Annotated in this window: 31 protein-coding genes; 10 read left to right on the forward strand and 21 right to left on the reverse strand. The window is 42.9% G+C overall.

The genetic code is table 11. From position 1 onward, the window contains the following. Nucleotides 1-5: 5 nt before the first annotated feature. Nucleotides 6-485 carry a pantetheine-phosphate adenylyltransferase gene (coaD, locus tag NFU07_RS03280; protein WP_235196644.1) on the reverse strand — a complete coding sequence of 160 codons (480 nt, stop codon included), beginning with the start codon at nucleotides 483-485 and terminating at the stop codon, nucleotides 6-8. Next, nucleotides 478-1053, reverse strand: coding sequence for a 16S rRNA (guanine(966)-N(2))-methyltransferase RsmD (gene rsmD / locus NFU07_RS03285; RefSeq protein WP_251474614.1), 576 nt, complete (start codon nucleotides 1051-1053; stop codon nucleotides 478-480). The genes coaD and rsmD overlap by 8 nt, the downstream gene beginning before the upstream one ends. An 82-nt stretch (nucleotides 1054-1135) precedes the next feature. On the opposite strand from rsmD, the gene NFU07_RS03290 reads away from it, so the two are divergent. After that, nucleotides 1136-1516 (forward strand): DUF7147 family protein, encoded by a 381-nt coding sequence (locus NFU07_RS03290; RefSeq protein WP_251474617.1) that lies wholly within the window; start codon nucleotides 1136-1138, stop codon nucleotides 1514-1516. On the opposite strand, the gene NFU07_RS03295 is transcribed toward NFU07_RS03290, so the two are convergent. Further along, the gene (locus NFU07_RS03295) at nucleotides 1517-1789 is read right to left on the reverse strand and encodes a YlbG family protein (protein WP_251474619.1); all 273 of its coding nucleotides are present in this window, start codon (nucleotides 1787-1789) and stop codon (nucleotides 1517-1519) included. 372 nt (nucleotides 1790-2161) lie between these two features. On the opposite strand from NFU07_RS03295, the gene NFU07_RS03300 reads away from it, so the two are divergent. Continuing rightward, nucleotides 2162-3076 carry a glycerophosphodiester phosphodiesterase family protein gene (locus tag NFU07_RS03300; protein WP_251474622.1) on the forward strand — a complete coding sequence of 305 codons (915 nt, stop codon included), beginning with the start codon at nucleotides 2162-2164 and terminating at the stop codon, nucleotides 3074-3076. Nucleotides 3077-3137: 61 nt separating this feature from the next. On the opposite strand, the gene NFU07_RS03305 is transcribed toward NFU07_RS03300, so the two are convergent. Together NFU07_RS03305 and NFU07_RS03310 are read right to left on the reverse strand one after the other, a co-directional pair. Further along, nucleotides 3138-3584 carry a YlbF/YmcA family competence regulator gene (locus tag NFU07_RS03305; RefSeq protein ID WP_251474625.1) on the reverse strand — a complete coding sequence of 149 codons (447 nt, stop codon included), beginning with the start codon at nucleotides 3582-3584 and terminating at the stop codon, nucleotides 3138-3140. A 99-nt stretch (nucleotides 3585-3683) separates the two neighbouring features. Further along, the gene (locus tag NFU07_RS03310; protein WP_251474628.1) at nucleotides 3684-4748 is read right to left on the reverse strand and encodes a CAP domain-containing protein; all 1065 of its coding nucleotides are present in this window, start codon (nucleotides 4746-4748) and stop codon (nucleotides 3684-3686) included. A gap of 142 nt (nucleotides 4749-4890) precedes the next feature. On the opposite strand from NFU07_RS03310, the gene NFU07_RS03315 reads away from it, so the two are divergent. Together NFU07_RS03315 and ytvI are read left to right on the forward strand one after the other, a co-directional pair. Then, nucleotides 4891-5256 carry a YugN family protein gene (locus tag NFU07_RS03315; RefSeq protein WP_251474630.1) on the forward strand — a complete coding sequence of 122 codons (366 nt, stop codon included), beginning with the start codon at nucleotides 4891-4893 and terminating at the stop codon, nucleotides 5254-5256. Nucleotides 5257-5360: 104 nt separating this feature from the next. Then, on the forward strand, nucleotides 5361-6419 hold the full coding sequence (gene ytvI, locus NFU07_RS03320) for a sporulation integral membrane protein YtvI (RefSeq protein ID WP_251474634.1): 1059 nt from the start codon (nucleotides 5361-5363) through the stop codon (nucleotides 6417-6419). Nucleotides 6420-6529: 110 nt separating this feature from the next. On the opposite strand, the gene NFU07_RS03325 is transcribed toward ytvI, so the two are convergent. From NFU07_RS03325 to cyoE, 7 genes are all read right to left on the reverse strand, one after another. Further along, nucleotides 6530-6991, reverse strand: a complete 462-nt coding sequence (locus tag NFU07_RS03325) for a DUF420 domain-containing protein (RefSeq protein ID WP_251474637.1) — start codon at nucleotides 6989-6991, stop codon at nucleotides 6530-6532. Between the two features lie 25 nt (nucleotides 6992-7016). Then, on the reverse strand, nucleotides 7017-7940 hold the full coding sequence (gene ctaG, locus NFU07_RS03330; protein WP_235196654.1) for a cytochrome c oxidase assembly factor CtaG: 924 nt from the start codon (nucleotides 7938-7940) through the stop codon (nucleotides 7017-7019). Nucleotides 7941-8189: 249 nt separating this feature from the next. Then, the gene (ctaF, locus tag NFU07_RS03335) at nucleotides 8190-8522 is read right to left on the reverse strand and encodes a cytochrome c oxidase subunit IVB (RefSeq protein ID WP_052651070.1); all 333 of its coding nucleotides are present in this window, start codon (nucleotides 8520-8522) and stop codon (nucleotides 8190-8192) included. 1 nt (nucleotide 8523) lies between these two features. Continuing rightward, entirely contained in the window at nucleotides 8524-9150 is a 627-nt protein-coding gene (locus NFU07_RS03340) for a cytochrome (ubi)quinol oxidase subunit III (protein WP_251474640.1), read from the reverse strand. Beyond that, complete coding sequence (locus NFU07_RS03345; protein WP_251474643.1) at nucleotides 9137-11023, reverse strand: cytochrome c oxidase subunit I; 1887 nt, start codon at nucleotides 11021-11023, stop codon at nucleotides 9137-9139. The genes NFU07_RS03340 and NFU07_RS03345 overlap by 14 nt, the downstream gene beginning before the upstream one ends. A gap of 34 nt (nucleotides 11024-11057) precedes the next feature. Then, the gene (gene coxB, locus NFU07_RS03350) at nucleotides 11058-12152 is read right to left on the reverse strand and encodes a cytochrome c oxidase subunit II (protein WP_251474646.1); all 1095 of its coding nucleotides are present in this window, start codon (nucleotides 12150-12152) and stop codon (nucleotides 11058-11060) included. 54 nt (nucleotides 12153-12206) lie between these two features. Beyond that, a complete protein-coding gene (cyoE, locus tag NFU07_RS03355) occupies nucleotides 12207-13124 on the reverse strand; it encodes a heme o synthase (protein ID WP_251474654.1) in 918 nt (305 codons plus the stop codon). A gap of 396 nt (nucleotides 13125-13520) precedes the next feature. On the opposite strand from cyoE, the gene NFU07_RS03360 reads away from it, so the two are divergent. Continuing rightward, nucleotides 13521-14381, forward strand: coding sequence for a COX15/CtaA family protein (locus NFU07_RS03360; RefSeq protein ID WP_251477076.1), 861 nt, complete (start codon nucleotides 13521-13523; stop codon nucleotides 14379-14381). A gap of 41 nt (nucleotides 14382-14422) precedes the next feature. Here the strand turns inward: NFU07_RS03360 and pyc are convergent, their stop codons facing one another. From pyc to NFU07_RS03375, 3 genes are all read right to left on the reverse strand, one after another. After that, complete coding sequence (pyc, locus tag NFU07_RS03365; RefSeq protein ID WP_251474656.1) at nucleotides 14423-17863, reverse strand: pyruvate carboxylase; 3441 nt, start codon at nucleotides 17861-17863, stop codon at nucleotides 14423-14425. Between the two features lie 16 nt (nucleotides 17864-17879). Further along, nucleotides 17880-19046, reverse strand: coding sequence for an FtsW/RodA/SpoVE family cell cycle protein (locus NFU07_RS03370; RefSeq protein WP_251474658.1), 1167 nt, complete (start codon nucleotides 19044-19046; stop codon nucleotides 17880-17882). Between the two features lie 65 nt (nucleotides 19047-19111). Further along, the gene (locus tag NFU07_RS03375; protein ID WP_235196659.1) at nucleotides 19112-19393 is read right to left on the reverse strand and encodes an Fpa/YlaN family protein; all 282 of its coding nucleotides are present in this window, start codon (nucleotides 19391-19393) and stop codon (nucleotides 19112-19114) included. Nucleotides 19394-19559: 166 nt separating this feature from the next. On the opposite strand from NFU07_RS03375, the gene NFU07_RS03380 reads away from it, so the two are divergent. From NFU07_RS03380 to NFU07_RS03390, 3 genes are read left to right on the forward strand one after another with little or no spacing between them, the layout of a single operon-like run. Further along, entirely contained in the window at nucleotides 19560-20066 is a 507-nt protein-coding gene (locus tag NFU07_RS03380; RefSeq protein ID WP_251474660.1) for a peptidyl-prolyl cis-trans isomerase, read from the forward strand. Between the two features lie 11 nt (nucleotides 20067-20077). Beyond that, the gene (locus NFU07_RS03385; protein WP_251474662.1) at nucleotides 20078-20281 is read left to right on the forward strand and encodes a YlaI family protein; all 204 of its coding nucleotides are present in this window, start codon (nucleotides 20078-20080) and stop codon (nucleotides 20279-20281) included. Then, nucleotides 20281-20730, forward strand: coding sequence for a hypothetical protein (locus NFU07_RS03390; RefSeq protein ID WP_251474663.1), 450 nt, complete (start codon nucleotides 20281-20283; stop codon nucleotides 20728-20730). Before NFU07_RS03385 ends, NFU07_RS03390 begins: the two co-directional genes overlap by 1 nt. On the opposite strand, the gene NFU07_RS03395 is transcribed toward NFU07_RS03390, so the two are convergent. Further along, on the reverse strand, nucleotides 20724-21053 hold the full coding sequence (locus NFU07_RS03395; RefSeq protein WP_251474666.1) for a YlaH-like family protein: 330 nt from the start codon (nucleotides 21051-21053) through the stop codon (nucleotides 20724-20726). The genes NFU07_RS03390 and NFU07_RS03395 overlap by 7 nt on opposite strands. Before the next feature lie 27 nt (nucleotides 21054-21080). Then, nucleotides 21081-22928 (reverse strand): translational GTPase TypA, encoded by a 1848-nt coding sequence (typA, locus tag NFU07_RS03400; protein WP_251474669.1) that lies wholly within the window; start codon nucleotides 22926-22928, stop codon nucleotides 21081-21083. Between the two features lie 110 nt (nucleotides 22929-23038). On the opposite strand from typA, the gene NFU07_RS03405 reads away from it, so the two are divergent. Beyond that, nucleotides 23039-23224 carry a YlaF family protein gene (locus NFU07_RS03405; protein WP_251474672.1) on the forward strand — a complete coding sequence of 62 codons (186 nt, stop codon included), beginning with the start codon at nucleotides 23039-23041 and terminating at the stop codon, nucleotides 23222-23224. A gap of 118 nt (nucleotides 23225-23342) precedes the next feature. Here the strand turns inward: NFU07_RS03405 and NFU07_RS03410 are convergent, their stop codons facing one another. Continuing rightward, entirely contained in the window at nucleotides 23343-24134 is a 792-nt protein-coding gene (locus NFU07_RS03410; protein ID WP_285835931.1) for an inositol monophosphatase family protein, read from the reverse strand. An 85-nt stretch (nucleotides 24135-24219) separates the two neighbouring features. After that, a complete protein-coding gene (locus tag NFU07_RS03415; protein WP_235196665.1) occupies nucleotides 24220-24414 on the reverse strand; it encodes a hypothetical protein in 195 nt (64 codons plus the stop codon). A gap of 160 nt (nucleotides 24415-24574) precedes the next feature. Here NFU07_RS03415 and NFU07_RS03420 point away from each other — a divergent pair, with 160 nt between their 5' ends. After that, nucleotides 24575-25213, forward strand: coding sequence for a YktB family protein (locus NFU07_RS03420; protein ID WP_251474674.1), 639 nt, complete (start codon nucleotides 24575-24577; stop codon nucleotides 25211-25213). Nucleotides 25214-25228: 15 nt separating this feature from the next. Here the strand turns inward: NFU07_RS03420 and NFU07_RS03425 are convergent, their stop codons facing one another. Both NFU07_RS03425 and NFU07_RS03430 read right to left on the reverse strand, forming a co-directional pair. After that, on the reverse strand, nucleotides 25229-25504 hold the full coding sequence (locus NFU07_RS03425) for a UPF0223 family protein (protein WP_251474676.1): 276 nt from the start codon (nucleotides 25502-25504) through the stop codon (nucleotides 25229-25231). Nucleotides 25505-25524: 20 nt separating this feature from the next. Then, nucleotides 25525-26490 carry an NAD(P)H-dependent flavin oxidoreductase gene (locus NFU07_RS03430; RefSeq protein ID WP_251474679.1) on the reverse strand — a complete coding sequence of 322 codons (966 nt, stop codon included), beginning with the start codon at nucleotides 26488-26490 and terminating at the stop codon, nucleotides 25525-25527. Between the last annotated feature and the right edge of the window lie 126 nt (nucleotides 26491-26616).

The raw sequence follows: 26616 nt of genomic DNA on the forward strand, positions 1-26616 counted from the left end.
GTGACTTAAATGAATTTCTGCTTTAATGCATCTTCTACTGCTGCTGGCACTAACCCGCTGATATTGCCGCCGTATTTCGCTACTTCTTTAACAATGCTCGAACTTAGGAATGAATATTGATTGTTCGAAATCATAAACAAAGTTTCAATGTTTTCATTTAAGAAACGGTTCATGGAAGTGATTTGCATTTCGTATTCGAAATCCGATACGGCGCGCAGCCCTCGGACGATAGCATTCGCTTTCACTTCAATGGAATAATCGATTAACAGCCCCGCAAATGAATCGACTTGAACATTCGGAATCGAACGGGTGACTTCCGCAATCAAGTCCATTCTTTCATCGACATTAAAAAGCGGGTTCTTCGATGAATTGTTCATAACCACTACTTTGACTTCATCAAATATGGTAGAAGCTCGTTTGATAATGTCTAAATGCCCCATTGTAATCGGATCGAAACTTCCTGGCACAACTGCAATTTTACTCAATCTCTTCTCCCTCTTCCCCTTTAAAACGGTAAATTGAAATGATGGTGCTGCCGTAAGGCTCATGCTTGAACCGCTCAAAATACTTTGTCTCTGCACCGAGTTCCACTTCTTTGGCGTGTTCGCAGATCACAATGGAATCTTCTGTCATAATCCCGATCTCTGCAGCTTTGTCCATTAATTCATAGGATTTTTCCAAATGATACGGCGGATCCAAAAACATCAATCTTGCTCGGACCCCGTTTTTTTTCATTGCTTTGATGGCCCGTTCCGCTTCCACTTTATAGACTTCCGCCCGCTCTTGCAACTTTGTCTTTTCAAGATTCGCTCGGATTGTCTCAATCGATTTCCGGTCTTTATCCGTAAAAATAACTCGATCAATCCCGCGGCTCAATGCTTCAATGCCAAGCCCGCCGCTTCCTGCAAATAAATCAACAGCGGTGCCGCCGTCAAAAAACGGGCCGATCATATTGAAGATGGATTCTTTCACTTTATCTGTAGTGGGCCTTGTGGAAGTCCCAGGCACCGCTTTTAACGGCAGCCCTTTTGCTGTTCCTGCTACAACACGCATACTATCGCCTCTTATTTGCTAAATTTCTTCTGGATAAGTTGTTTGGTAATGGTAAAATGGATTTTGGAAAGGACGTGCTATCATGATCCAACGTTTTATCGAACTTGGAGAAGGTTACGGAGATATATACGAGCTCCGGGAACTGATCGCCACAAATTCACACCGTTTTCTTCATGGATTCGTATTTGCTTCCAAGGATAAGGACGGTAAACCTGTTCTATCGATTGCAGCTGCTTTTAAACCTGCAGAAGAAGGTAATTTTATGCCTATCTACCTTTGCCGCGAAGGGATTCCAGAGGACTCCAAGCGCTTGGCTATTTTCGAGCAGGCTGTAACAGAACAAGGGCATACGCCAATAAAAATGGAAGTTAAGCATTCTTCTGTCTATGTGGAAAAAACCATGTACTTCAGCCACTTGATTGCGATATTGCGGCTAAACCACTATATTCCGCCAATGCAATAATCAGAGGCCGATCTTATAGTCGTATTCTTTCGCTTTATCCGGTTTTGCATTTTCATACTCGGTTTTAACGAATGGCCGGTAAGATTCAAGCACTTGTTTGACATAAGGAAGCTTCGATAATTTTGCTTTCGTGTTTTCAATTGCTTCTTGGTCCATATAGAGTACGACATACTTCAGCTTTCTCGAGATAAAGTGAACATGTCCGAATTTGCGCAATGATTTAGCTTGCTTCAAATGATGTACGTAGACAATGAGGCCTTGACGATCTCGCATAAATTCCCCTCTTTTCTACCGATTCAACGGCATATCAATCCCGAATGCCTTAAAGCCTGGGCGCCTATTGATCCTAAATCCTAGGCTCTTCAGTTCTTACTTAAGCGAAGATGAATTTGCTCGTGTGTAGGTTCAATGTATTTAGTTTAGAATACCATAGGTAAGAAAAATGCCGCAACCACAACAATTCGGGCACGCCAGTTCTCATTTCCTACGGGAAATCCGGGGGCTTATCCGATCTTTTTTTCGTGAGGCGAATGAAACGGGATTTTTGGGGTATAGTGAACAAAACACTATCGGATTAAACTAACACTAAATCGGATAGTTCGCTATAATATCTATAGTTATATTTTTGAGGGGGTATTACATAAGATGGGGAAGAAAACGAAAATCAGCCTTGCTGCAGTAGCGGTTGGAGCAGCGGCATGGGCAGGGACTAAAGCAATAGCTAATCCACAAAAGCGGCCGCATAAGGAAGCTTTGGATTATCAACAGCCTATCGTATTAGCTCATCGCGGCGGCTGTGGAATTGCCCCTGAGAATTCAATGGCCGCATTTAGTAAATCTGCGGAATTAGGCGTACAAGGATTTGAAATTGATATACGGTTGACCAAAGATGAAGAAATCCTTGTTTTCCATGACGAATACGTAGACCGCACCTCGGATGGAGCCGGCCGCATCGCGGATATGTCTTTACAAGAGCTGCGCGAATTCGATCTAGGCTATCACTTTATCGATATAGACGGAAGACATTCCTATCGAGGAAAAGGCGAGAAAGTAGTATTGCTGAAAGAATTGTTCGAGAAATTCCCGCATATGCTCATCAATATTGATATTAAAGATTCGCCAGAAACATATGAAGGCAGCTTAATTCCTTCTAAATTATGGCGTTTGATCGAATCATTGGATGTCCAGGACCGCGTTGTCGTCACCAGTTTCTTTGACGAACAGATTGACCGGTTTAATCTATACGCACAAAACCGCGTAGCGATCGGTGCCGGTGAAAACGAAGTGCGTAAAGCTTATACGGCCTTCAATAGCCAGTTTGGCCATCTTTATCAACCAAGAGCTGATGTGTTCCAAATTCCGGTGCGCTCTTCCATGTTCAGGCTCGATTCACCCCGGTTTATCTCGTTCTTAAGAAACTTGAACATTCCGGTGCATTATTGGACAATCGATGACGCTCAAGAAATGAAGACTTTGATCGCTGCTGGAGCGCAAGGCATTATAACCCGCCGCCCAGACATCGCAGTCCCTTTAATTGAGGAACTTCAAAACAAACAATAAAAAAAACTGTGCAACGAAATCGTTGCACAGTTTTTTTATGGACTTATTTCCTTGCCGCTGATTAAGCGGAGCAAGAACAGCCGCCGCCAGTCCCGCAGCTTCCACCGCAAGAAGACCCGGATGAGAAAAAGGGATTGCTTGAAGGGATCTTAACCGCTTCTGAAACGGATCTTCCGATGATGAAGCTCACTTGGTCCATCAAGTCCTGAAGATCGTTTTCCGCAAGCCGTAATGCCGCTATCTGCTCATTCAGATCCAGCCGGCGTTTATCGACACGGATTTGCTTCATCACCCGCTGATAATCGGGGTGGTATTTGCCAAACCGCTGTACTTCTTCATACTGCTCTTTCAATCTTGCAAAAGCTTGGATCTCCGCTGCAAGATCTTTATCGTTATAGACGGAATTATAAGCATCCCGGTAAATCTCTGCTTGTTCCGACTGCAATATCATTTCGCTCAACTCTTCTGCAGAGTCAGTTATTTCAACCCATTCATAGGTCATAAACATAGTGATCTCCTCCTCTACGCTATCATCATAGCAGAAAATCGGGCATTTTCCTATATTCAGAAACACCTGATTGGAAGTTTAATACAACATGAACGCTTCTTACTGTTTTTCTGCACTGGTTGGCTCTTGGTAAATAAAGTCTTGCGTGTAGTATTTCCCAAACACCCCTACACCAATTTGATTAAATTTATCGGAAAGCAAAGTTTCCCGGTGATCAGATGAATTAATCCAGCCATGGACGGCTTCAGCTGCATCAAAATATTGCGTCGCCGTGTTCTCTCCAGCCTCATTAAAAAGAATATTCGCTGCGGTTAATCGGTCATTTAAATTTTCCAACTCGATTTCTTGGGAAGAAAAATCTTTTTTCGCTGTATTTTCGCTATGTTCCCTTGCCAATAAATTAATGGAAGGATTTTCGTATAAAGGATTGCGTTGATGATGCAAACGATATACATTTGTCAAATCAACAATCTGTTTTGCATTCGCATCATCAATGGATTGCTGCAAACTGGATGAAGGCGTAATCGGCGGCAGCAGATCCCCGACAAACATCATATCGTATGGTTGATGCCTGATAAGCGTTTCAGCATCCATAAAACGTACAGCTTCCAACTTATCGTCTTCTACATCAATATAGAGCTGTGCGTAAACTTCATCAAAACTCACTAACAATCGTCTGTTTATATCTTCTGCACCTAAATTGAAGGTGTAGATATTAGTTCCATATTTTACGGTTATTTCATTTTCAACAATAGTAAAACGGTACAGTTCATCAAGTGTTTGGCCAATTTCATAAGGCGCTGCATTTGTAGCGGTTCCTGCTGTATATACTTGAACGGTCTTACTATTCTTTACGCCCACCATCATATAGTTAGAGAAAGAGCTATTGTAAATCCACCATTCGTAGCCGAAAGCGGAAGGCTCTATGCGGTCTGGCATGCCGTAGTCGCTCAGCCATTCATCTGTATCCTGGCCAATATAAGTGGAGATCCCTTCTGTCGGGCGTTCCACATCCATATTTTTTTCAACAATATCTTTCGCTGGCAATGGATCCATTGTTGGCGGTGCTTCCAAAACCTCATTTTCTTCTGTCGGTGAATCAAAATAAAAGAACACGATTAGAATAATCGAGAGAAAAATCATGATCTTCAATAAGTCTTTCAATCGATCAGCTCCTTAACTCCACTAGTTTCATAATTATAACAGTCGTCTGTATTCTGACACAATCTAGCCATTGCAACAAGTTCGAATATGATCTATTATTAAAGAAGCATTTAGTCAGTTTTGATTTAGAGGAGGAGATCCTATGTATTTTGAGAATACAGGACTTGAAGGCATTCGAGTAGATTTCACATTGCTTGATGACATTATGAGAAAACACGGTTTAACTAAAGAAGGTCAATGGGATTACGAACGCGTAACCTTCGACCGCAAATTCAAAGTTCACGAAGGCACTTTTTATCTGCGCGTATTTGCATACGCAATTGATGGAGACATAGATGCTGGAGACGCAGTAGTCCACGTGTTAAAGCCAGTTCTAGGCAAACACTACTACCCGCACGGCGTTGAATACGGCGAAGATGAACACTTCCCGGAACACTTGATCAAATCATGCACAGAAGTATTGAAATCGATTCAAGCTGATGTTGAATCGTTCAAAATCAAAGCATAATAAAAAGGCCGCAGTTCATTGAACTGCGGTTTTTTTTATTTTTCAGCGTTCGTTTTATCTAGTTATTGGTATACTATTATTAATCAATTATTAGGAGGTTCATCGTGCGGAAATGGCTAAATAAAAGAGTGCTTACAATAGCGCTTGTGCTCCTGGCGTTAATTTTGATATCGATATACATATTGCCGATTTCAATCCCTTTGATTATCGGCCTATTGACCGCTATTTTTTTGGAACCGTTTGTCGGATTTGTCCAAAAACGCTTTAAATGGCGACGAAAAAATGCCGTATTAACGGTTTTTGTCTTATTTCTTCTCATCGTTTCAGCCATACTTTACTGGACAGTCACCCAATTGATCGGAAGGATCATCCAGTTCTCAAAAATGGTTCCAGATTACATCAATTCATTATCCGACATGTGGGAAGAAATTCAATCGTTCTTTTTACGTTCTACGGAAGAAATGCCAGTAGAAGTGATTTCCTCATTTGAGACGGAGCTCGCCCAATTTTTAGACGGCATCCGGGAATGGGTGCTCACCATCGTCAATTACGACACGGTCACCAATTTACTGACAGGCATTCCTTCATTTTTAGTCAGCTTTATCGTCTTTTTGATTGCATTGTTCCTGTTCATGCTCGAACTGCTGAATTTAAGAGAAATGCTTTTCAAGCGTTTGAAAGAATCCACTGCTGAAAAAGTACGCTTTATGGCTTCCCGCTTGAACAATGTCATTTTCGGATTTCTAAAAGCGCAATTTTTAGTGTCCGTCATTATTTTCATCGTGTCTTTGATTGCTTTATTATTCATCGCGCCAGAATATGCACTTTTGATGTCCTTAGTAATTTGGATCATCGATTTCATCCCGATTCTCGGATCTATCATCGTCCTGACGCCTTGGTTTATCTACCAATTCATCATTGGAGACGTTTATCAAGGAACCCAGCTCGCGATATTGGCTTTGGTTCTGTTGATCATCCGCAGAACCGTCGAACCAAAAGTGATGGGGACACAAATCGGACTCTCTCCTCTTGCAACGCTGATTGCCATGTATATCGGCCTCCAGCTTTTCGGGGTGCTTGGTTTCTTTATCGGACCCCTCATCGTCATCCTATTCACTTCTGCACGTGAAGCAGGAATGATCAAAATTGATTTTAAAGTATAAAAAAGGCTTTGGGCTAAGTAGTATTTCACTTAGCCCAAAGCCTCTTCCTTTTCATGATCGATACACAGCAAAAAAGTCGTCCCGCATGACTTCTCGGGACGACTCCTTTTTTATCCGCCTAATATCGCTTTAAAGACTGAAGTCGTATGTCCGCCTTCATAGATAACATAAAGCAGTAAGTATACGACGACTCCTGTAATTGCTGTAAAGAACCAAATTATGCTTGTGATAGGACCCAATTTCCGGTGTTTGTCCAAGCGGTTTTTCCAGCCAAGCCAAATCGTGATCAGCCCCATAACTCCACCTGTCGTTGCCAAAGTGATATGGAAAATCAAAAAGATCGTATAGATCAATTTGTATTCATCAGGTCCTCCAAAGGCTGTATTGCCGATGAAAATCGTGCGGGACATGTATATGATAAAGAACGTCAATGCGGAGGCTCCAGCCGCCCACATGACTTTTTTATGCGCTTCAATTTTGCGGTTGACGACTAAATACCAGCCAATCGCTACCAAAATTGCGCTTAATACAATAAAAAATGTACTGATGGTCGGTAATACCGGCAAATTCATCTAGATTTATCCCCTTTTTAACTCATTAAGCATTGTGCCTGTGATAAGCCATATTTTTTCTATCTTGAATAGATTTTGCCGTAATTTCATCAGCATTATCATTCTCATTTCTCAACCATTCATAGAATACCAACCATAGGAAAACAGTAAACACTAATTCCTGCAAGACTTTCATGACTATGCCGCCAGTTCGTTGGTCTTCCACAGTAGACATGTTTGTAAATAATTCCGGACCAGATAAGTTCAGCTGCGACAATGTTCCAGCAGGTACGCATAGAGCCATCGCTTGAAGCCACGCTTCTCCATCTGAATAAGTGGCATAGAATGGGCTGCTGCTGAAAATAATCAGCGCACAAGCTGGTGTCATCAAGACACTCAAGCCAAATAAATAACCCAGCTTTTTCAAACCGTGGAACTTGTAAGAGCCTTCCAAATTATTCACAACCGGCCACCAATAAAAAATTGCTGAGATAAACAAGATGCCGTTTACCGCTGCATGGATGGATGTACTCGTTTTAACAAAATCAAAAACGAGCGGAATGTGGTAAAAAGAAAATACCAGGCCGAATAAGATCAACGCTAGCATCGGCTTTGTGAAGAAATGAAAGAGCGGTTTAACTACTGGGAAGTTGATAAACTTTCTCCATACCCACGAAGGAACCCCCATAATAAGAAGCGGCGGAACCAAAAGCAATAGAAATGCCATCTGAACCATGTGCATCGAGAAGATGATATGGCCAAGAAGATCGGTCGGAGACCCTTTAATGATATAAAGCAACACCATACCTGAAACGAAAAGAATCGCTTCTTTCGTTTTTAGAGGCTCGCTATCTTTAAATTTGTCTTTCCATTTTATCGTAAGCATAAAATACAAAATTGTAATAAGAACGAGAACTGCTAAGTAATACGGACTCCATAACGCAGGAAATCCGAAAATACTAATCGGCATGCTTGCATACCTCCTTTATCATAAGTACCCTCATTATATAGTGTGGTGTGAACTATATCAATGAACGAACTATGACAATTCATGAAAGGAAACCCTCTTGAAAGTTCTTTTCGTCCTTATGGGTTCATGGACGATTCGTGCTTTTAAAGCATCTGTCGCGTCCGCTGCTCTTTTAGAAGATATTTACACTCCACGATTAAACAAAGCCAAAAAAAGCCCTCTGTCAGTCGACAGAGGGCTTTCTCTTTCTTACCACCAAACAATTGTAACTAGCGCAAGAATCGTGATAAATGCTACGAACATTCCGCTGAACATAAAGAATGCAACCATGCCATGCCCTTTATTGCTCATATGCATGAAACCATAAAGTTGAAGCACGACTTGAACTGCAGCCAATAACAGAATGATTGGCGTAATCAAGTATGGAGAAAAGTCAGCAGCTACCGCTGTAAAAGCAATCAATGTCAAGAAAATCATGATTGCAAAAGAAGTTAGCTGACCGCGCATTTCTTTTGATCTTTGACGGCGGATATATTCATATTCAGTTTGTGATCTTACGTGTGTATGGGTTTCGTGTGCCATATTAACCGATCACTCCCATCAAATATACTACTGTAAAGATAAATACCCAAACTACGTCGATAAAATGCCAGTATAGTGAAACTAAATAGAATTTAGGCGCATTATACATATTCAATCCACGTTTTGAGTTGCGGACCATCAAGGCGATAAACCAACATAAACCGAATAATACGTGGGCTCCGTGAGTACCAACTAGTGTATAGAAAGCGGCACTGAACGCACTATGCGTATAACCGAATCCTAAATGGACATAATGGTTGAACTCATAGATTTCCAATCCAAGGAAAGTTGCACCAAGCAATACGGTAATTCCAAGCCATGCTTGCATCGCTTTGAAATTATGGTTTTTCATATGGTACATCGCATAAACACTTGTTAATGATGAAGTCAAAAGAATCATTGTCATTGCAAATACGAGCGGAAGTTCAAACAAATTAGAAGCTGCAAATTCCATGCCGCTTGGGCCTTTGTCTTTCAATGCAAGGTAAGTTGCAAACAAAGAAGCAAAAGTTACAGTTTCTGCCGCTAGAAGCAGCCAGAAACCGACGAATTTATTTTTACCTTCCATAGTTGCCGTTTCAGGATGATCCGGCCACGATTGAGGGGTATATTTTTTATTTAAGTCCATCCGATTTACCCCCTTTAACATCTCTCATCAATTCTTCTTTTGAGATATGGAATCCTAGGTCATCTTTAAGTGAACGGAACAACATCGAACCGAAAGTGATCGCTAGTCCAATAATAATGACTGGGATCGTCCATCCTTTGTCTCCGTCCATATTGTAAAGAGCACCAAATGAAGCAACAAATAAACCAAATGACATTACGACAGGAACAAATGAACCGTTAGGCATATGAATTTCTTCTAATGGTTCAGCGTACACCATTCCTTCTTTGTTGCCTTCCATCTTCTCGATCCAGAATGTATCAAGACCGCGAACTAATGGAGTTTGAGCAAAGTTATAGAATGGCGGCGGTGAAGCAATTGCCCATTCAAGTGTACGGCCATCGCCCCATGGGTCATTGCCGACACGTTCGTTTTTGATGCTTGTCATAACAATGTTAACCAATAGAATGATTACTCCAAGTGCCATGAACAAGGCACCTAAAGAACTGATTGCGTTGAACAAGTCCCAGCCCTGGTCTGCGCCAAACGTATAAACGCGGCGCGGCATTCCCATAAGACCAAGGAAATGCTGGATAAAGAATGTTAAATGGAATCCGATAAAGAACAACCAGAAAGTCCATTTCCCTAATTTTTCGCTAAGCATTGTACCGAACATTTTCGGCCAATATAAATGAGTAGCAGCTAAAATCGCGAGCACTACCCCACCAACAATTACGTAGTGGAAATGGGCAACGATAAAGTAAGAATCGTGAAGCTGGTAATCTAGTGGTGCGATGGCTTGCATAACACCTGTTACCCCACCTGCAACGAATGAAGGAATAAATCCAATCGCATACATCATAGGAGTGGTGAACGAAATGCTTCCTCCCCAAATGGTTAATAGCCAGTTGAAGATTTTAACACCAGTTGGAACTGCGATGATCATTGTCGCTAATGCGAAGACCGCGTTAGCAGTTGGCCCTAAACCTACTGTAAACATGTGGTGAGCCCAAACCATGAATCCGTAGAAACCAATCAGAATTGTTGCGAATACTAAAGCAGTGTATCCGAACAAACGCTTGCGAGAGAAAATCGCAAAGATTTCAGAGAAGATACCGAATGCCGGCAAGATCAAGATGTAAACTTCCGGGTGACCGAAGATCCAGAACAAATGCTCCCAGATAATCGTATTTCCTCCCATTGTTACATCGAAGAAATTAGCTCCGAACATACGGTCGAATACCATAAAGAATACTCCAACAGTAAGTGGAGGGAACGCTAATAAGATTAAAGCAGAAGCTACGAAAGTCGTCCAAGTGAACAACGGCATTCTCATGTACGTCATCCCTGGCGCTCTCATATTAATGATTGTAACTAAGAAGTTGATACCCGAAATCAACGTACCGAAACCGGAAATCGTTAATCCAAGTGCATAGAAATCAATCCCGTGCCCTTCAGATGCAATGGCGAGTGATGCGTAGTTCGTCCATCCGGCATCCGGTGCGCCGCCTAAAAACCATGAAAGGTTTAGGAAAACTCCACCAAAGAAGAATAGCCAAAATCCTAAAGAGTTCAGGAATGGGAATGCTACGTCACGTGCGCCGATCTGCAAAGGCATGATCGCATTCATAAACGCTAGCAATATTGGCATGGCTGCCAAGAAAATCATGGTCGTTCCGTGCATTGTCAATACTTCGTTATACGTTCCAGCACTAAGGAAATCGTTTCCGGCTTTCATTAACTGGATTCGGATTAACATCGCTTCTATCCCGCCGATTAGGAAGAAAATTCCTCCGGAAGCAAGATATAGATGTGCGATTTTCTTATGGTCTACTGTTGTCAAGTAGTCCCACATGGCAGCACCGAAGCCCTTTTTCTGAGCAATAGAACTCACAATGTAAACCTCCCTTTTTTAAGCTCCGATTCTTCTACTCTTCAACGGATAAAGACATCAAGTAAGCAGCAAGCGCATCAAGCTCTTGCTCAGTGAATGGTTCTCCGTCGTTCAAAGATTCTGGATCCGGCATCAAGTTGCCTGGTTTGTATTCTTGTGGATCAGCAATCCATTTTTTAATATTTTCTTCGTTATGTTCTAAGTAACCCGCTACACGGTTGCGGTCGCCAAATGTTGCTACGTTCGGTCCAACGCCGCCAGACGCTCCAGATCCAGAAACAGCGTGGCAAGCGATACAGCCAGCTCCGTCAGCTCCGAAAATCTGTTCCCCTTCTTGTGCTAGTGCACCTTCAGCAGGAGTTGCTTCTTCTTGCATTGCAGCTACCCATTGGTCGAAGCTTTCACGATCCATTGATTTCACTTTAAAATCCATCAATGCATGTGAAGGTCCGCAAAGCTCAGCACATTTTCCGTAGAAAACGCCGTCTTCCAATTCAGCAGACTCTTGGTCGAACGTTAAGTAGAAAGTGTTTACGTTTTCAGGGTTCGCATCCAACTTACCACCAATTGATGGAATCCAGAATGAGTGCTTAACATCAGCAGAAATTAAATTGAAGTAAACTCGTTCATTAGTTGGTACAACCAATTCTTGAGCAGTTACGATGCCTTGTTCAGGATATTCGAATTCCCACCAGTACAGTTTCGCCGTAACGTTAACTGTTAAGTTGGTCATTGAATCACTGTCTTCCGCTTGAACATCCATTGTAGAGACGTCAGCTAAATCAAAAGTGGAATAAACTGTTGGTACAGCAAGGATCAAAATCAGGACAATCGGAATCGCTGTCCATAAGAACTCAAGCTTCGCGCTTCCTTCCACTTGTTCCGGGATTACATCTTCCCCGATTTTTGAACGGCGGAATTTCACGATTGCCAAAACATAAATAATCGTTACGACAATAATTACGAATGCCATAACTAATGAAGACAAAATCAATAAGTTGAATTGATCTTGCGCAACTTCACCTGCCGGCAATAATGTGGAGATTTCTTCTCGTCCACATCCCGCAAGAAAGACCAGCAATGCAGTCATCAATGCGAAAAGGCGCCATTTCTTAAGCCCTTTAATCATAGCTTTTCATACCCCTCTCTCTCATTTGGTTAAAATTTTACTGAAATGCTGGAACTAGACGAAGACGGCAAAAATGATCATCGAAACAAATAAGATGGTCATATAATTCAACGAATAGATGAACATTGTCTTCGCCCATTTCAAATCATCTTCCACTTTGAAGCCTTTAATGGCTAATGCCAGCCACCCCACGTTCAAAAGTGTGGCTAAGATGATGAAGCCTATTCCGAGATCCATTAACAGGAATGGCAGAGGAAACAGCAGCAAGACCCAAGCGAGCATCGACTTTTTCGTACGGTGGAAGCCTTTCACTACAGGCAGCATCGGAATTCCAGCAGCCCGGTATTCTTCCGTGCGCTTCATTGCCAATGCGTAAAAGTGTGGAGGCTGCCAGACGAACATGATCAAGAACAATGCCCAAGCGCCCATTCCAAGCGCTGGTTCTACTGCAGCCCAACCGATTAGCGGCGGAATCGCTCCAGATATGCTTCCTACTATAGTATTGCTGACATGTCTTCTTTTAGACCACATCGAATAGAGGACGACATACGCTAGTATACCCGCAATTCCGAAAATACCAGCAGAAACTGAAGCAGAAAATAAAAATATTTCGCCTATAACGATGAAAGACAAAGCAAGTGCCAGTACAGCGGACGGCTTAAATCTTCCTGTTACAGTTGGACGCGACTTTTTACTGGCCATTAACGGATCGATATCTGTATCGATATAGTTATTCATTGCTGCAGAACCTGCTATGATCAATGCTGATCCGACCAAGGTGTAGACGAGGATGTCCAACTCTTGCAGGAAGTGCCTGTCGGAAAATTGGAAAGCCAACCACAAACCTGTAAACACAGTGATCAAATTCGAATTCACAATTCCGATTTTTATCAGCGCCAGAAAATCCTGGGCGAATGTGGTCGTTTCCGGCGCCTGATGCGTTTCCGCAGACAAAGACCGGCCGTTTGACATATTACCCCCTCCTTTCAAAGTTGTAAGCATATTCCGCTAACCATAACTATATCTAAATTCCAGTTCTTTTTCTACATCTAACTGAAATTTCCTGATAAAAGCATGGTTTTCATGTAATTCGACTCAGAAATACGCTCTTCCTATCATACATGAGTCTCTTAATTATTTTAAGATAGAATAATAATTGTTTTTGAACAGTTTGTGAAGCATGGCTTAATATGTCCAAATCTTGAAAGTTTCCTTACAGTCCCATTTTCCATTGTGTTTTCCTAGAACTTTCGCTATTATCGAGTATGTATGTAACGGACGTATAAAAGTTTTATCCAAAAAAAGTAGGTGGCATAATTGCAACAAGGCAAATATATAAAATGGTTTGCAGTAGCAGCCACTATCGGGATGCTCTTGATCCTTCTCGGTGGTGCACTCGTCACAAAAACTGACAGTGGAATGGGCTGTGGCCGCAATTGGCCAGATTGCAACGGAAAATTGATTCCAGATGAGATCACAGCTGAAGTTCTGATCGAATTTTCTCACCGCCTCGTCACAGGTACAGTCGGCATTCTAATTGTCATTCTTTCTGTATGGGCTTGGAGAAAATACGGCCATATCCGCGAAACTAAATTCCTAGCTGTGATGGCTGTCTTCTTTTTAGTTCTTCAAGCATTGATCGGAGCTGCCCAAGTTTTATGGGGCCAAGGTGATTTTATCTTAGCGCTTCATTTCGGGATCTCCCTTCTATCCTTCGCATCGGTTCTTTTACTGACTCTCCTGGTTTTTGAAGTCGACCGGAAATTTGATGCAGACCGTTTAGTCATCGGCAAGAAATTAAAAATCCATACGATCGGCGTGACTTTGTATTCGTATATTGTGGTGTATACCGGAGCGCTAGTCCGCCACACCGAATCGAGTCTCATCTGTGCAGATTGGCCGATGTGCCGTAACGGCGATTTCTCTATGCCGAATAATATGTACGAATGGGTTCAGATGGGCCATCGCTTTGCAGCAGGCTTGATCATCATTTGGCTCGGTTATATCGCTTGGCACGCGATTAAGAATTACAAGCAGCAGCGCGTTATCTACTGGGGTTGGATCATCGCTTTCATCATTGTTCTTTTGCAAGCGACAACCGGCATGCTCGTTGTTTTGACTAAATTGAATTTAGCGGTAGCTTTGCTTCATTCATTATTGATTTCTTTATTATTCGGATTGCTTTGCTATATGATTTTGCTGGTATCAAGAAGCAGACTCAAAAAATAAGAAAAAGGCAGCCCGCGCAAAATGCGCGGACTGCCTTTTTCTTATTTTCTTTCCATTTCAATTAGCAGATCGCCTGTCGAGATTCCGTCTCCTGCAACTACATGAATGGCTTTAATCGTGCCATCATAAGGCGCTTGGACCGTCGTCTCCATTTTCATCGCTTCAGTAACCAGCAAATGATCTCCACGGTTTACTTTAGCTCCAGTTTCAGCCACGACTTTCAATACGGTTCCTGGCATTGTAGCCGCTAAATGGGATTCGTTGGTCATATCCGCTTTAGGTTTGGCTTTGCTATCGGTTTCTACGGAAATATCTTGGATATTCACTTCCCGCGGCTGGCCGTTCAATTCAAAGTAGATTGTCCGGTGGCCATCTTTTTGAGGCTCACCGATTGAAACCAATTTGATCATCAAGGTCTTCCCTTTTTCGATCTCCACTTCGATTTCTTCGCCCAATCGCATGCCGTATAGGAAAGTAAGCGTATCAAGGACCGAAACATTGCCGAATTGTTTGTTCGTTGCCAAGTATTCTTCGATCACTTTTGGATACAATGCATAAGCCAATACTTCCTGCTTTGTCACTGGACGCTCCAGTTTTTCGAAAAGAACTTTTTTGATTTCATCAAAATCTGCAGGTTCCAGCAATTCCCCTGGACGGACTGTGATCGGCTTGCGTTCTTTCAAGACGACTTTCTGCAATTCTTTCGGGAATCCGCCGTGAGGCTGGCCGATATACCCTTCGAAGAATTCAATCACGGACTCTGGGAAATCGATGGTCTCGCCTCGCGATAAGACCGTTTGTTCATCCAAATCATTTTGGACCATGAATAGCGCCATATCTCCAACGACTTTAGATGAAGGCGTTACTTTCACGACGTCGCCAAATAACATATTGACTCTGGAGTACATCGACTTCACTTCTTCCCAGCGCATGCCCAGTCCAACAGCTTTTGCTTGCTGCTGCAGATTGCTGTACTGGCCGCCTGGCATTTCGTGCACATAGATTTCAGAATGCGGACTGTTCATGCCGCTTTCGAAATCGCTGTAGTATTTGCGGACATCTTCCCAATAATGAGACAATTTTTCGATTGATTCAATTTCCGTTTTCACTTCCCGCCCAGTGCCTTTCATTGCATAATACAAGGAATTCGCACTCGGCTGTGAAGTCAAGCCGGCCATTGTCCCAAGCGCAGTATCGACAATATCCACTCCAGCTTCAATCGCTTTCGCGTACATGTAAATGCCGTTTCCGCTCGTATCATGTGTATGAAGATGGATCGGCAACGAAATGGTGTCTTTCAGTTCCGAAATTAGTCGGTAAGCGGCTTCAGGCTTTAAGAGGCCTGCCATATCTTTGATAGCCAGGATATGAGCTCCTGCCGCTTCTAATTCTTTTGCCATTTTCTTGTAATAATCGACTGTATACTTGTCTCTGCTCGGATCCAATATATCCCCCGTGTAGCAAATAGCAGCTTCTGCCACTTTGCCGGATAAACGGACTTCATCGATTGCCACTTCCATGCCTTTAATCCAGTTTAAGCTGTCGAAAATCCGGAAGACATCAATGCCGGCTTCTGCTGAACTGCGGGCAAATTCACGGATGACATTATCGGGATAGTTTTTGTAGCCAACTGCATTGGCACCTCGGAAGAGCATTTGGAACAGGACGTTTGGAACCTGTTTCCGAAGCTTCTCGAGACGCAGCCATGGATCTTCTTTCAAGAATCGGTAAGAAACGTCAAAAGTGGCGCCTCCCCACATCTCCATTGAGAACAAATCGTGCTGCAAGCGCGCTGTTTCGTTAGCGATATTGAACATATCGTGAGAACGCAAGCGTGTAGCCAATAACGATTGATGTGCATCACGGAATGTCGTATCGGTTAAGAGCACATCTTTTTGCTCATGAATCCACTTTGTCAGTCCTTCTGCACCTTGTTCATCCAAAATCTGTTTTGTGCCTGATGGCGGTGCATCCGATAAAATGATCTGTGGCTTTCTAGGAGCCGTATGGATCGGTTTCGCTTTTTTCTCGATTCCCGGGAATCCGTTTATCGTCACATTGCCGATATAACTCAATAATTTCGTTCCACGGTCTAAGCGAACTGGGAATAGGAACAGTTCAGGCGTGGAATCGATGAAACTCGTATCAAACTCCCCTTTAATGAAGTTTTCGTGTTTTACCACATTTTCAAGGAACGGAATGTTCGTTTTGATCCCGCGAATTCGGAATTCCTGGAGATTACGGTCCATTTTCGCTGCTGCTTCTTTGAACGTCACTGCCCATGTAGACAATTTAACCAAGAGAGAATCATAATAAGGCGAAATGACGGCTCCTTGGAAACCATTCCCTGCATCTAAACGAACACCGAAACCGCCACCGGAACGATAAACCATCAGCTTGCCAGCGTCCGGCATGAAATCGTTCAATGGATCTTCTGTTGTCACGCGGGATTGAATTGCAAAACCGAAAAGCGGGATATCTTGCTGCTTCGGTATGCCAATCACTTCGCTGTGCAATTCGTGTCCACGGGCGATATTGATTTGAGCATGGACGATATCAATGCCTGTCACCATTTCAGTAATCGTATGTTCCACTTGAATTCTTGGGTTTACTTCAATGAAATAAAATTCATCGTTCGCTACCAAGAATTCAACGGTCCCCGCATTTATGTAATCGATATTTTTCATAAGTTTTACTGCCGCATCGCAAATTAGGTTGCGCAATTCATCGCTTAATGAATTGGAAGGAGCAATTTCAACAACTTTTTGGTGGCGGCGTTGAATCGAACAATCCCGCTCATATAAGTGGACGATGTTACCGGCTGTGTCGCCCAAAATTTGAACTTCGATGTGCTTTGGTTTGTCGACAAATTTTTCTACATACATTTCGTCGGATCCAAAAGCCGCTTTTGCTTCTGATTTTGCCCGTTCGTATGCAGATGCCAATTCTTCCTCCGTTTTGACGATGCGCATGCCGCGTCCGCCTCCACCGAGTGAAGCTTTGATCATCAACGGGAATCCTGCCGTTTTACTGAATTCAATCACTTCATCCAACGATTCCACAGGCCCGTCTGTTCCTGGAATAACCGGAATGCCAGCTTGAATCGCTTGTTCGCGCGCTTTTACTTTATCCCCGAACATATCAAGGTGCCGAGAAGTAGGGCCAATAAAGACAATCCCTTCTTCTTCACAGCGACGCGCAAAGTGGACATTCTCGGATAAGAAGCCATAGCCTGGATGGACCGCATCTGCTCCTGAATCTTTGGCAATACGAATGATGTCTTCAATGTCCAGATAAGCGTCAATCGGTTTTTTCCCTTTGCCGACCAAATAGGATTCGTCAGCCTTATAGCGGTGATAAGAACCACTATCTTCTTGCGAATAAATCGCAACTGTTGGAATTTTCAGTTCTGTACAAGCGCGGAAAACCCGTATAGCGATTTCTCCGCGGTTTGCTACCAAGATTTTGTTGATTTCTCTCACACCGCAGCAACCCCTTTTATTTTTTCGATTTTTCAACTTTGTGGAACATGGAAACATTCATTAATACTCCCATAGCTAAAGATAACAAAATTACGGAAGTTCCGCCATAGCTGATAAAAGGAAGCGTAACACCAGTTAGTGGAATAAGGCCCGTCAAGCCGCCCAAGTTAACAAATGACTGGATGCCGATCATGCTTGCAATGCCGGCAGCAAGCATACGCGCCAACGGATCTTTCGTCGTCATCGCAATGGAAAGCCCCCGCAGGATAATAAAAGCCAAGCCGCCTAAAACAAATAATACGCCGAATATGCCGAGTTCTTCTGCAATGATCGACATGATGAAATCGGTATGTGGCTCCGGGACATAACCGAGTTTCTGGATCGATTGTCCAAGTCCAAGCCCTTGTAATCCACCAGAACCGATGGCTAAGTAGCCATTGACGATCTGCAGGCCAAAGCCCAGCTCATCTGTAAACGGATTAAAGAAAGCATCAAGACGCCCGAGGCGCTTTTCGGTAAAAATCGCATCTGATGCAAAAATCATGATCGGAACGATAAAGATGGCCGCTGCTCCAATTACGATAGATGCTAGCTTTGCAAACGATTTAAAACGGATTCCGCTTGCAGCCATTACCGATAATCCCACTGCACCAATGATCATCATGGAACCTAAATCCGGCTCGAAAAACACTAAGATCAATACAAAGGTCAAAATGCTGACGGGCGGAATAATGGAATTGCCCAATTCATTTATGGTGCCGTTCTTGTATTTATTCGAAAATACGCCTGCCAAATAGAAGATGATGCCGACTTTTGCCACTTCCGAAGGCTGGATATTCCCGAAGCCTAAGTTGATCCAACTTACCGCCCCACCAGCTGCCGAACCAATGAAATGAACGAGGATCAAGCCGAGAAAGACAACTCCTAGCACCGTCATCATCATCCATTTTTTGTTGAAATGCTTATAAGGAAAAAACGCGGCTATTGCGAAGACTGGAAAAGCGACTGCTAAGTTCTGGATTTGCTGTATGTAAAAACGATCTGGTGCGCTGCCGTAACGATTCACCGACCAAGCCATGCTCGAACTGTAAATCATGACGAGACCGAAAAGGGTTAAAGCTATGTAGACAAAAAATAATGGATAATCAAAGTTCTTCGCATATCTCTTGATGTATTGTTTCATAATTTCTATACCTCGATTTGTTGGATTAGTAAAAAAACTCAAACAGGATTCGTTTGAGTTTTAAGTCATTTATTTGTGTACGCATCATGGAGGATTGATAGTTTCTTCTCCAGCGTATCCATTAGATTTTTGCCGGTTTCACGTTCAATAAGACCAAGCTTTACTGCAAAGTCGATTTCGCGCGAGAGGCCGAACATCTGAGTGTCGAGCACTTCTTCGTATAAGGGGCATGAAGGCAAAGTCAAATGGTCCATTTGGACTTTGATCAATTGCTCGATTTTTTCCGCATCCGCTTTGAGGAGTTCCAAAGCCTTTGCCTGATATGTTTGTTCTTCTGTATGTTCCATGAGGACTCCCCCATTAAATGATATTTATGCCTAATAACCTGTTTAAAGTGTATCTTTTAATAGGTGAAAATGCAAGCGTCTATCGGGCATAGAATTAATCCCTTTAGGATTTTGACAGGAAAAGGTATACTTAATGGAGATCGATTATTTGATGGAGGGTTTTATAATGGAAACTATCGTACCGTTTAAAGGTAAAGTGAAATTTAAGATTACATTGGATCCAACTGTCTGGATTTTTGATGACCGGAAACTTGACCTCACTACGTATTTCAGTGAAGAGCGAATCATAAAAGATGAACTGGAAGAATACAAGCGCGGAATGGGTGAACATTGGTCGCGTGAAATTATGGAAGGCGCGACTGTGCCCCCTACTTTAAATTCCGAGAAGAAATACAAGAGACAGGAAAAGCAGGAAATGATGACAGGAACATTCGGCATGGTCTTTAAGCCATTCCTTGAAACGACAGAACCTGAAAAAGACGCTTCTAAAGTCATCTTTGAAACAGCTTCCGGCGAATACAGTTTTGATCTTGAAAGTTCCAAAGAACTGATTTTCAAGTTTAGTGAAAAAGGAAAACCGCTGACAGAAAATGGGCCAGTCCACATTTTGCTGCCTGATGGCTCGAACCAAGAGAATCCGATTACGGATGTGTTAGCGATCCGGGTTGAATAGGAGGATGGGATATGCGTGTCCAATGTGTAATCTGCGATAAAATTGAAAAATTGGTCGATGATACGCTCGAGGCAAAACGCCTGCGCAACCGGCCGATCCATACCCATATGTGCAAAGAATGCCATGACCGGATATCCGAGAGAACGAAAGAACGCCTCGCAACAGGGACATTCCATTTTTATCGGAGTTCTCGACAAATTGAGGATGACTTCTGATGAAGGTATTAAAAGGCATATGGATCGGCTTTTGGAGCGGCCTGTTGCTTGGGCTGCTCCTAAAGTGGATTCAAAGGGTAACAGGCGAACAAGTATACACTTTATTATTGAATGTGGATTTTATTCCAGTGATCGGAAAGATCGATTGGTCTGAACCGGTGGAATTCGCTTTCCACCTCGCCATTTCACTATTGATTTCCATTGCCTACGTCTATTTGGCAAAACGCCGCAGCTACTCTTTCGGTCAATTGACCTTGCTTAGCCTGCTCTTGTGCATACCGACATTTATCCTCTTTTTCCCTTTATCGTCCTTGGCCATTCGAACCGATGTGCCAGCGCTGACAGATGTGGGTGCCTACCTTTACTGGATACTGGCGCATTTAACTTATGCACTTGCGCTGCCGATTCTCTATAAAACATTTGAACGCAAAAACGCTGCATCTCAATGAGATGCAGCGTTTTCGCGTTTTTCGCGCCATAGGCGGATTTTGTAGAGAATCAGAATCAATGCCGCAATGACTAATCCTTCTACTACTGGAAGGAAAAAGGCTAAGAACGTTAAGCCTAATCCCCCAAGAAGAAGAAATATACCAATGACCACATTTTTTCCGATAGATAGTTTTTTCGCAAATCCTAGCTTATAAACGAAAGCCGACAGCAAGAAGATGACTGCAAAAAGTGCATATCCCGCAACTGTAAAATTCGGCATATTTTCATATAAAACTCGGGCTACGGGATACATTCTGTCATAGACAAAAGCTTGCTCGTCCACAGATTATACATCCTTCCTATTGATCAATTATTCTTCGATTGCAACTTTCTTTTTCTTAGCCATGCGCTCACGTTCGTTTTTATCAAGAATTTTTTTGCGCAGACGGATGTTTTGTGGAGTAATTTCGCAATACTCATCATCTGCCAAATATTCAAGTGCTTCTTCAAGACTCATCAAACGTGCTTTTTTCAAAGTAGTTGTCTGGTCTTTGTTTGCTGAACGAATGTTAGTTGCAGCTTTAATTTTGACAATGTTCACTGTCAAATCGCTGTCGCGGTTATGTTCGCCGACAATCATGCCCTCGTAGATTTCAGCACCGACTTCAACAAAAGCAGTTCCGCGGTCTTCAATTCCTGTTAGGCCGTATGTTGAAACTTTTCCGCGTTCCATGGAAACCAATACACCTTGACGGCGTCCGCCGACGCGGCCTGAAGCCACTGGCTGATAGCTGTCGAAAGTATGGTTAATGATTCCGTATCCGCGAGTTTGAGTCAAGAATTCAGTTGTGTAGCCGATCAAGCCGCGTGCTGGTACGTTGAATACCAAACGGACTTGGCCGCTTCCGTTGTTGACCATATCAAGCATTTCACCTTTGCGTTCACCAAGTGATTCGATGATTGCTCCAGTATATTCTTCCGGTACGTCAACTTGAACTCGCTCAACTGGCTCACAGCGAACACCGTCTACCATTTTCACGATAACTTCAGGTTTTGATACTTGAAGCTCAAAACCTTCACGGCGCATGTTTTCAATCAGGATAGACAAATGAAGCTCGCCGCGTCCTGAAACAACCCATGCATCCGGTGAATCTGTCGGGTCTACACGTAGAGATACGTCTGTCTGCAGTTGTGCATCCAAGCGCTCTTGAATTTTTCTTGAAGTGATCCATTTGCCTTCTTTACCGGCAAACGGACTGTTGTTTACTAGGAAAGTCATTTGCAAAGTCGGTTCGTCAATGCGAAGGACCGGCAATGCTTCCTGGTGGTCAGCCGGACAAACCGTCTCACCGACGTTGATATCTTCCATACCAGAAATGGCAATCAAATCGCCAGCTTCCGCTTTTTCGATTTCAACTCGTTTCAGACCCATGAAACCATGGATTTTTGTTACTCGGAAGTTTTTAACTGAACCATCAAGTTTCATCAAAGCAACAGATTGTCCAACTTCGATTGTTCCGCGGAAAACGCGGCCAATTCCGATACGCCCAACGTAGTCGTTGTAGTCAAGAAGCGCTACCTGGAATTGAAGTGGCTCATCTCTGTTATCGATTGGCGCTGGTACATGGTCCAAGATTGCATCGTAAATAACCTGCATGTTTTCTTCCTGATCTGCAGGATCTGATGAAAGACTTGCAGTACCGTTCATACCTGAGGCGAAAACTACTGGGAATTCCAATTGTTCGTCATTAGCTTCAAGTTCGATGAACAATTCGATGACTTCGTCAACCACTTCTTCCGGACGAGCGAAATCGCGGTCAATTTTGTTAACAACGACGATTGGTTTCAAGTTCTGCTCAAGAGCTTTCTTCAAAACAAAACGTGTTTGTGGCATACAGCCTTCATATGCGTCTACTACTAGTAAAACACCATCAACCATTTTCATGATACGCTCAACTTCGCCGCCGAAGTCAGCATGTCCCGGTGTATCTAGGATATTGATTTTTGCATCTTTATATTGAATCGCCGTGTTCTTCGCAAGAATCGTAATTCCGCGTTCTCTCTCGATATCGTTTGAGTCCATAGCGCGTTCATCGACGTGCTCGTTTGAACGGAAAGTTCCGGATTGTTGCAGCAGCTGATCCACTAATGTCGTTTTACCATGGTCAACGTGGGCAATAATAGCAATGTTTCTTAAATCGTTACGTAAGTTAGTCATACTTTCACTCCAATATTCTTTTTTCATGTCTATAACTGTGTTAGTATAGCACATGTAGGGAAAAAACCCTAAGATTTTATTTCAACTATATGCGGCAGGAGGAAAAAAGTTTGAAAAACATAAAATGGATTTTCGTATTCTATTCGTTTGCAGCACTCGTATGCATGGCTTCAATCGGTGTCGCCGTGGGCTTCCGCAGCATTCCCGGAATCCTTTTTGCTATCATATTGCTTTGTGCAGTCATGGGAATGGGCTTTAAAAAGAAAAAAGAGATGCGGGAAACCGGATTGCTATAAATCCCCTCCCATTGAACATCATTGCGCAATAAAGGAGTTGGCTCTGGAGAAAATCCAAAGCAACTCCTATTTTTATTTCCTTAGGCTAGGTGGCGTCTATCCGGAATTCCGCATAACTTTACTTGAGGCGGATATATTCCGACAATATACGATGATGGATCGAAGGGTTAGCTACGATAAATGTATCTTGCTTCATTAAATTGGCCGGGTCGCCTGTGAAATTGGAAGTGATGGCTCCGACTTCTTCGGCAATCACTTTTCCGCCTGCTATATCCCAAGGCGATAAGCGCATCGAAATATAAGCATCCATGCGCCCGCTCGCCACGTAAGCAAGTTCAAGAGCTGCTGAACCGTAAGATCTTGTTCCTCTGACCTGCTGGACTAAACGGATTGTGGCTTCATGGTCGATATAGCGGTTAGGCGTTATCCATGTGGCGTTGATGCCGACAATCGATTCTTCGATGGAAGTGTCGAACAATGGCCGCAGCCGTTCATCGTTGTAATAAGCACCGCCTCCTTGAATCCCATGGTATAAATCATCATTTACCACATCGTATATGTATCCCAATTTACCGATTCCATTTTCATAAATCCCTAATGAAATGGCGAAATTTCTTTTTTGATGGACGAAATTCATTGTGCCATCAATCGGGTCGAGCATCCAAACAACGCCGTCTAGATCTTCGAACGTGTCTCCAAACCCTTCTTCTCCCAAAATGCGGTGGCCGGGAAAATCACGCCGAATCCGACTGATGAAAAATTGCTCGATTTCTTTATCAATGTTTGTTACGAGGTCATTTGCGTCTGATTTCGTTTCAATGGTGATGTCTACTAAAAATGAATTTCTGATGCGATGCCCCGCTTCTTTAATAAGCGATTTTATATAAGTGTCCATACTATGTAAATCCAAGTGGTTGCCCCCTCTTTTTCCTTCATTATAACGAAAAAGGCACTTACTGTCTTATCTCAGTAAATGCCTTTATATGATCAGTTTATCAAAGCGCATGAAGTGCCTCCAACTCTACATGTATTTCATGAAGACGCTTTTTGCTTTTATCTTTTTGATGTTCATCTTTTTGCTTCATAGCATCAAACAAAGAAGCAAGTTCGTAATCAAGTTCTAATTTTAAAACATGGATGTATTCTTTCTCTACCTCGGCTTTGCGAATGATTTGAATCATCTGTTTCATAATTAAGCACCCCTTTCTCTCCACTTTTCGATAATTCAGTTTAATAATAAGATTATTAGACCAATACCCCTTTAGCAGCTTAGGAAAACTTATTTATATTATTTCTTCCCAAAGTTCGTTAAAATGAAACCTATGATTGTTATTTAAGGAGGAAAAATAATTGGAAACTTTTTGGACCCAACAAGACTTTGAAGTATTTGAAACTCCAGGCTTGGAACAGCGGATGGAGTTGCTGATCAATAGAGTTCGCCCGAAATTCGAACAGCTCGGCACTACTTATTCAGCTTTCTTTTCCGGAAAATCCGGCGAGGAATTTTTCCCGCATGTCGCAAAGCATATGCGCCGTACAGTGAATCCGCCCAATGATAGCTGGGTGGCGTTCGCTCCGCATAAAAGAGGCTACAAGGCCGTGCCTCATTTTCAAATCGGCTTATGGGAAAGCCACATCTTCGTCATCCTTGCCGTGATTTATGAAGCACCCAATAAAAAGGTGATGGCAGAAGAATTATTGAAATCCGATATTCTCGCTTCGCTTCCAAAAGACTTCATGCTTTCTGGCGACCACATGAAACCGGAAGCTGAATCGCTTGCAGATTTGGAAGAGGCAGGCATTGAAAAGTTAGTGACTAGGCTTCGTGATGTTAAAAAAGGCGAATTGGTTATCGGCCGACATATCTCAAGAGATGAAGCCTCCGCTATGTCTCCAGAAGATTTTCATGCCTTTGCCGAAAGAACGTTCACTGAATTATTGCCGGTCTATGACACCATGCTCCAAAAAGTAAAAATTCCGCAGCGCTGAGCTGCGGAATTTTTTTTATTTTTTCATTTTGATGATTTCTTCATCGCTTCGCGATTTCATTTCTCTTATGACCGGAAAACTGGCATAGCCGCTTTCTTCTTCGAATTCCCGGAAATAAGTTTTTTCTTCTGCCATAGACGGCACAATTTCTTTGAATCGACGATATTTCGCCATCAAACTTTGCCGTTTCACTCCTTTTTCGTAAGCAAGTTCGATTGCTTCAAAAAAGGTGACCACGTCAACAATTTCCTCCGTTGTCCAGTCAATTGAAAAAGGGTATGAATAATCCATTTTATTTCCTCACTTTCGCATCATGATGTTATTGACCATTTCCGCCGAATTTCTTCAGCTTGCACTTCCATCCGTTCGATCAATTCCTGCACTGATGGAACATCTTTAATCAGACCGGTGACCTGTCCGGCCCAGCCGAACCCTTCTTCCTGCTTTCCTTCATATATATACTTTTTGTTGGCTTCTCCACTGACATAATCTTTTATCGCTTCATAGCTTGGATGTTCCGCTTCAATTTCCAGAATCTTATCGGTCCAACCGTTCCTAAGCGTTCTTGCTGGGCTGCCAATGCTTTTTTTGATGATGACGGTGTCTTGTTCTGAACTGGCAATTAAAGCATTCTTGTAAGCCTCTGAAGCATGGACGCATTCTTTTGTCGCGATAAAGCGCGTTCCCATTTCAATGCCTTCTGCCCCAAGTGCGTGGGCTGCCATCCAACCACGGCCATCCCCAATGCCTCCTGATGCAATAACAGGGATTGTGACCGCATCCACCACTTGCGGAATAAGCACCATCGTTCCAATATCATCTCTTCCTAAATGCCCGCCGCCTTCATGCCCTACCACCATCACGGCATCGGCTCCGAGTTCCTCCGCCTTTACTGCTTGTCTTCTGGCCGCTACCAACACGAGCTTTTTAATCGGCGTTCCTTCCAGCTGTTTGAAGATCGGCGTCGGATTTCCGCCAGTCATCGAAATGACCGGAACGTTTTCGTCAATCGCTACTTGAAGCATATGTGAAAATTCGCGTCCATGGTCACCGATTGCAAAATTAACGCCAAATGGCTGATCTGTCAATTCACGGACTTTGCGGATTTCTCCCCTTAATTGCTCCGGTGTAGAAAGGCTCATAGCGGTGATTTGCCCTAGGCCTCCGGCATTTGATACGGCTGCAGCAAGCTCAGCATAAGCAAGATAAGCAAGCCCTCCTTGGATGATAGGCAAGCGTATACCTAGAAGATCTGTTATTCTTGTCTGAAACTGCATGAAATCATTCCCTCCTCTGTCTTTATTTTATTCGGCAGGCAAAAACAATTTCCTTTTATTTTTATAGTATAGCGTTAATCAACATGCTATAATTCTTTTTGTTTTCATTTTTATAAAGCGAGGTGG

This window comes from Planococcus sp. NCCP-2050, from assembly GCF_023708025.1.
Lineage (GTDB): Bacteria > Bacillota > Bacilli > Bacillales_A > Planococcaceae > Planococcus.

Bases quoted from the DNA above. Each gene is read 5' to 3' on its own strand.
- NFU07_RS03380 (WP_251474660.1), top strand. From the start codon at position 19,560: ATGGAAACTATCGTACCGTTTAAAGGTAAAGTGAAATTTAAGATTACA.
- NFU07_RS03340 (WP_251474640.1), bottom strand. From the start codon at position 9,150: ATGGACTTAAATAAAAAATATACCCCTCAATCGTGGCCGGATCATCCT.
- NFU07_RS03295 (WP_251474619.1), bottom strand. From the start codon at position 1,789: ATGCGAGATCGTCAAGGCCTCATTGTCTACGTACATCATTTGAAGCAA.
- ctaF (WP_052651070.1), bottom strand. From the start codon at position 8,522: ATGGCACACGAAACCCATACACACGTAAGATCACAAACTGAATATGAA.
- NFU07_RS03360 (WP_251477076.1), top strand. From the start codon at position 13,521: ATGCTCTTGATCCTTCTCGGTGGTGCACTCGTCACAAAAACTGACAGT.
- NFU07_RS03425 (WP_251474676.1), bottom strand. From the start codon at position 25,504: ATGGATTATTCATACCCTTTTTCAATTGACTGGACAACGGAGGAAATT.
- NFU07_RS03300 (WP_251474622.1), top strand. From the start codon at position 2,162: ATGGGGAAGAAAACGAAAATCAGCCTTGCTGCAGTAGCGGTTGGAGCA.
- NFU07_RS03305 (WP_251474625.1), bottom strand. From the start codon at position 3,584: ATGTTTATGACCTATGAATGGGTTGAAATAACTGACTCTGCAGAAGAG.
- NFU07_RS03290 (WP_251474617.1), top strand. From the start codon at position 1,136: ATGATCCAACGTTTTATCGAACTTGGAGAAGGTTACGGAGATATATAC.
- NFU07_RS03390 (WP_251474663.1), top strand. From the start codon at position 20,281: ATGAAGGTATTAAAAGGCATATGGATCGGCTTTTGGAGCGGCCTGTTG.
- NFU07_RS03370 (WP_251474658.1), bottom strand. From the start codon at position 19,046: ATGAAACAATACATCAAGAGATATGCGAAGAACTTTGATTATCCATTA.
- NFU07_RS03385 (WP_251474662.1), top strand. From the start codon at position 20,078: ATGCGTGTCCAATGTGTAATCTGCGATAAAATTGAAAAATTGGTCGAT.
- NFU07_RS03325 (WP_251474637.1), bottom strand. From the start codon at position 6,991: ATGAATTTGCCGGTATTACCGACCATCAGTACATTTTTTATTGTATTA.
- NFU07_RS03415 (WP_235196665.1), bottom strand. From the start codon at position 24,414: ATGAAACAGATGATTCAAATCATTCGCAAAGCCGAGGTAGAGAAAGAA.
- NFU07_RS03375 (WP_235196659.1), bottom strand. From the start codon at position 19,393: ATGGAACATACAGAAGAACAAACATATCAGGCAAAGGCTTTGGAACTC.
- rsmD (WP_251474614.1), bottom strand. From the start codon at position 1,053: ATGCGTGTTGTAGCAGGAACAGCAAAAGGGCTGCCGTTAAAAGCGGTG.
- NFU07_RS03315 (WP_251474630.1), top strand. From the start codon at position 4,891: ATGTATTTTGAGAATACAGGACTTGAAGGCATTCGAGTAGATTTCACA.
- typA (WP_251474669.1), bottom strand. From the start codon at position 22,928: ATGACTAACTTACGTAACGATTTAAGAAACATTGCTATTATTGCCCAC.
- coxB (WP_251474646.1), bottom strand. From the start codon at position 12,152: ATGATTAAAGGGCTTAAGAAATGGCGCCTTTTCGCATTGATGACTGCA.
- NFU07_RS03430 (WP_251474679.1), bottom strand. From the start codon at position 26,490: ATGCAGTTTCAGACAAGAATAACAGATCTTCTAGGTATACGCTTGCCT.
- cyoE (WP_251474654.1), bottom strand. From the start codon at position 13,124: ATGTCAAACGGCCGGTCTTTGTCTGCGGAAACGCATCAGGCGCCGGAA.
- ctaG (WP_235196654.1), bottom strand. From the start codon at position 7,940: ATGCCGATTAGTATTTTCGGATTTCCTGCGTTATGGAGTCCGTATTAC.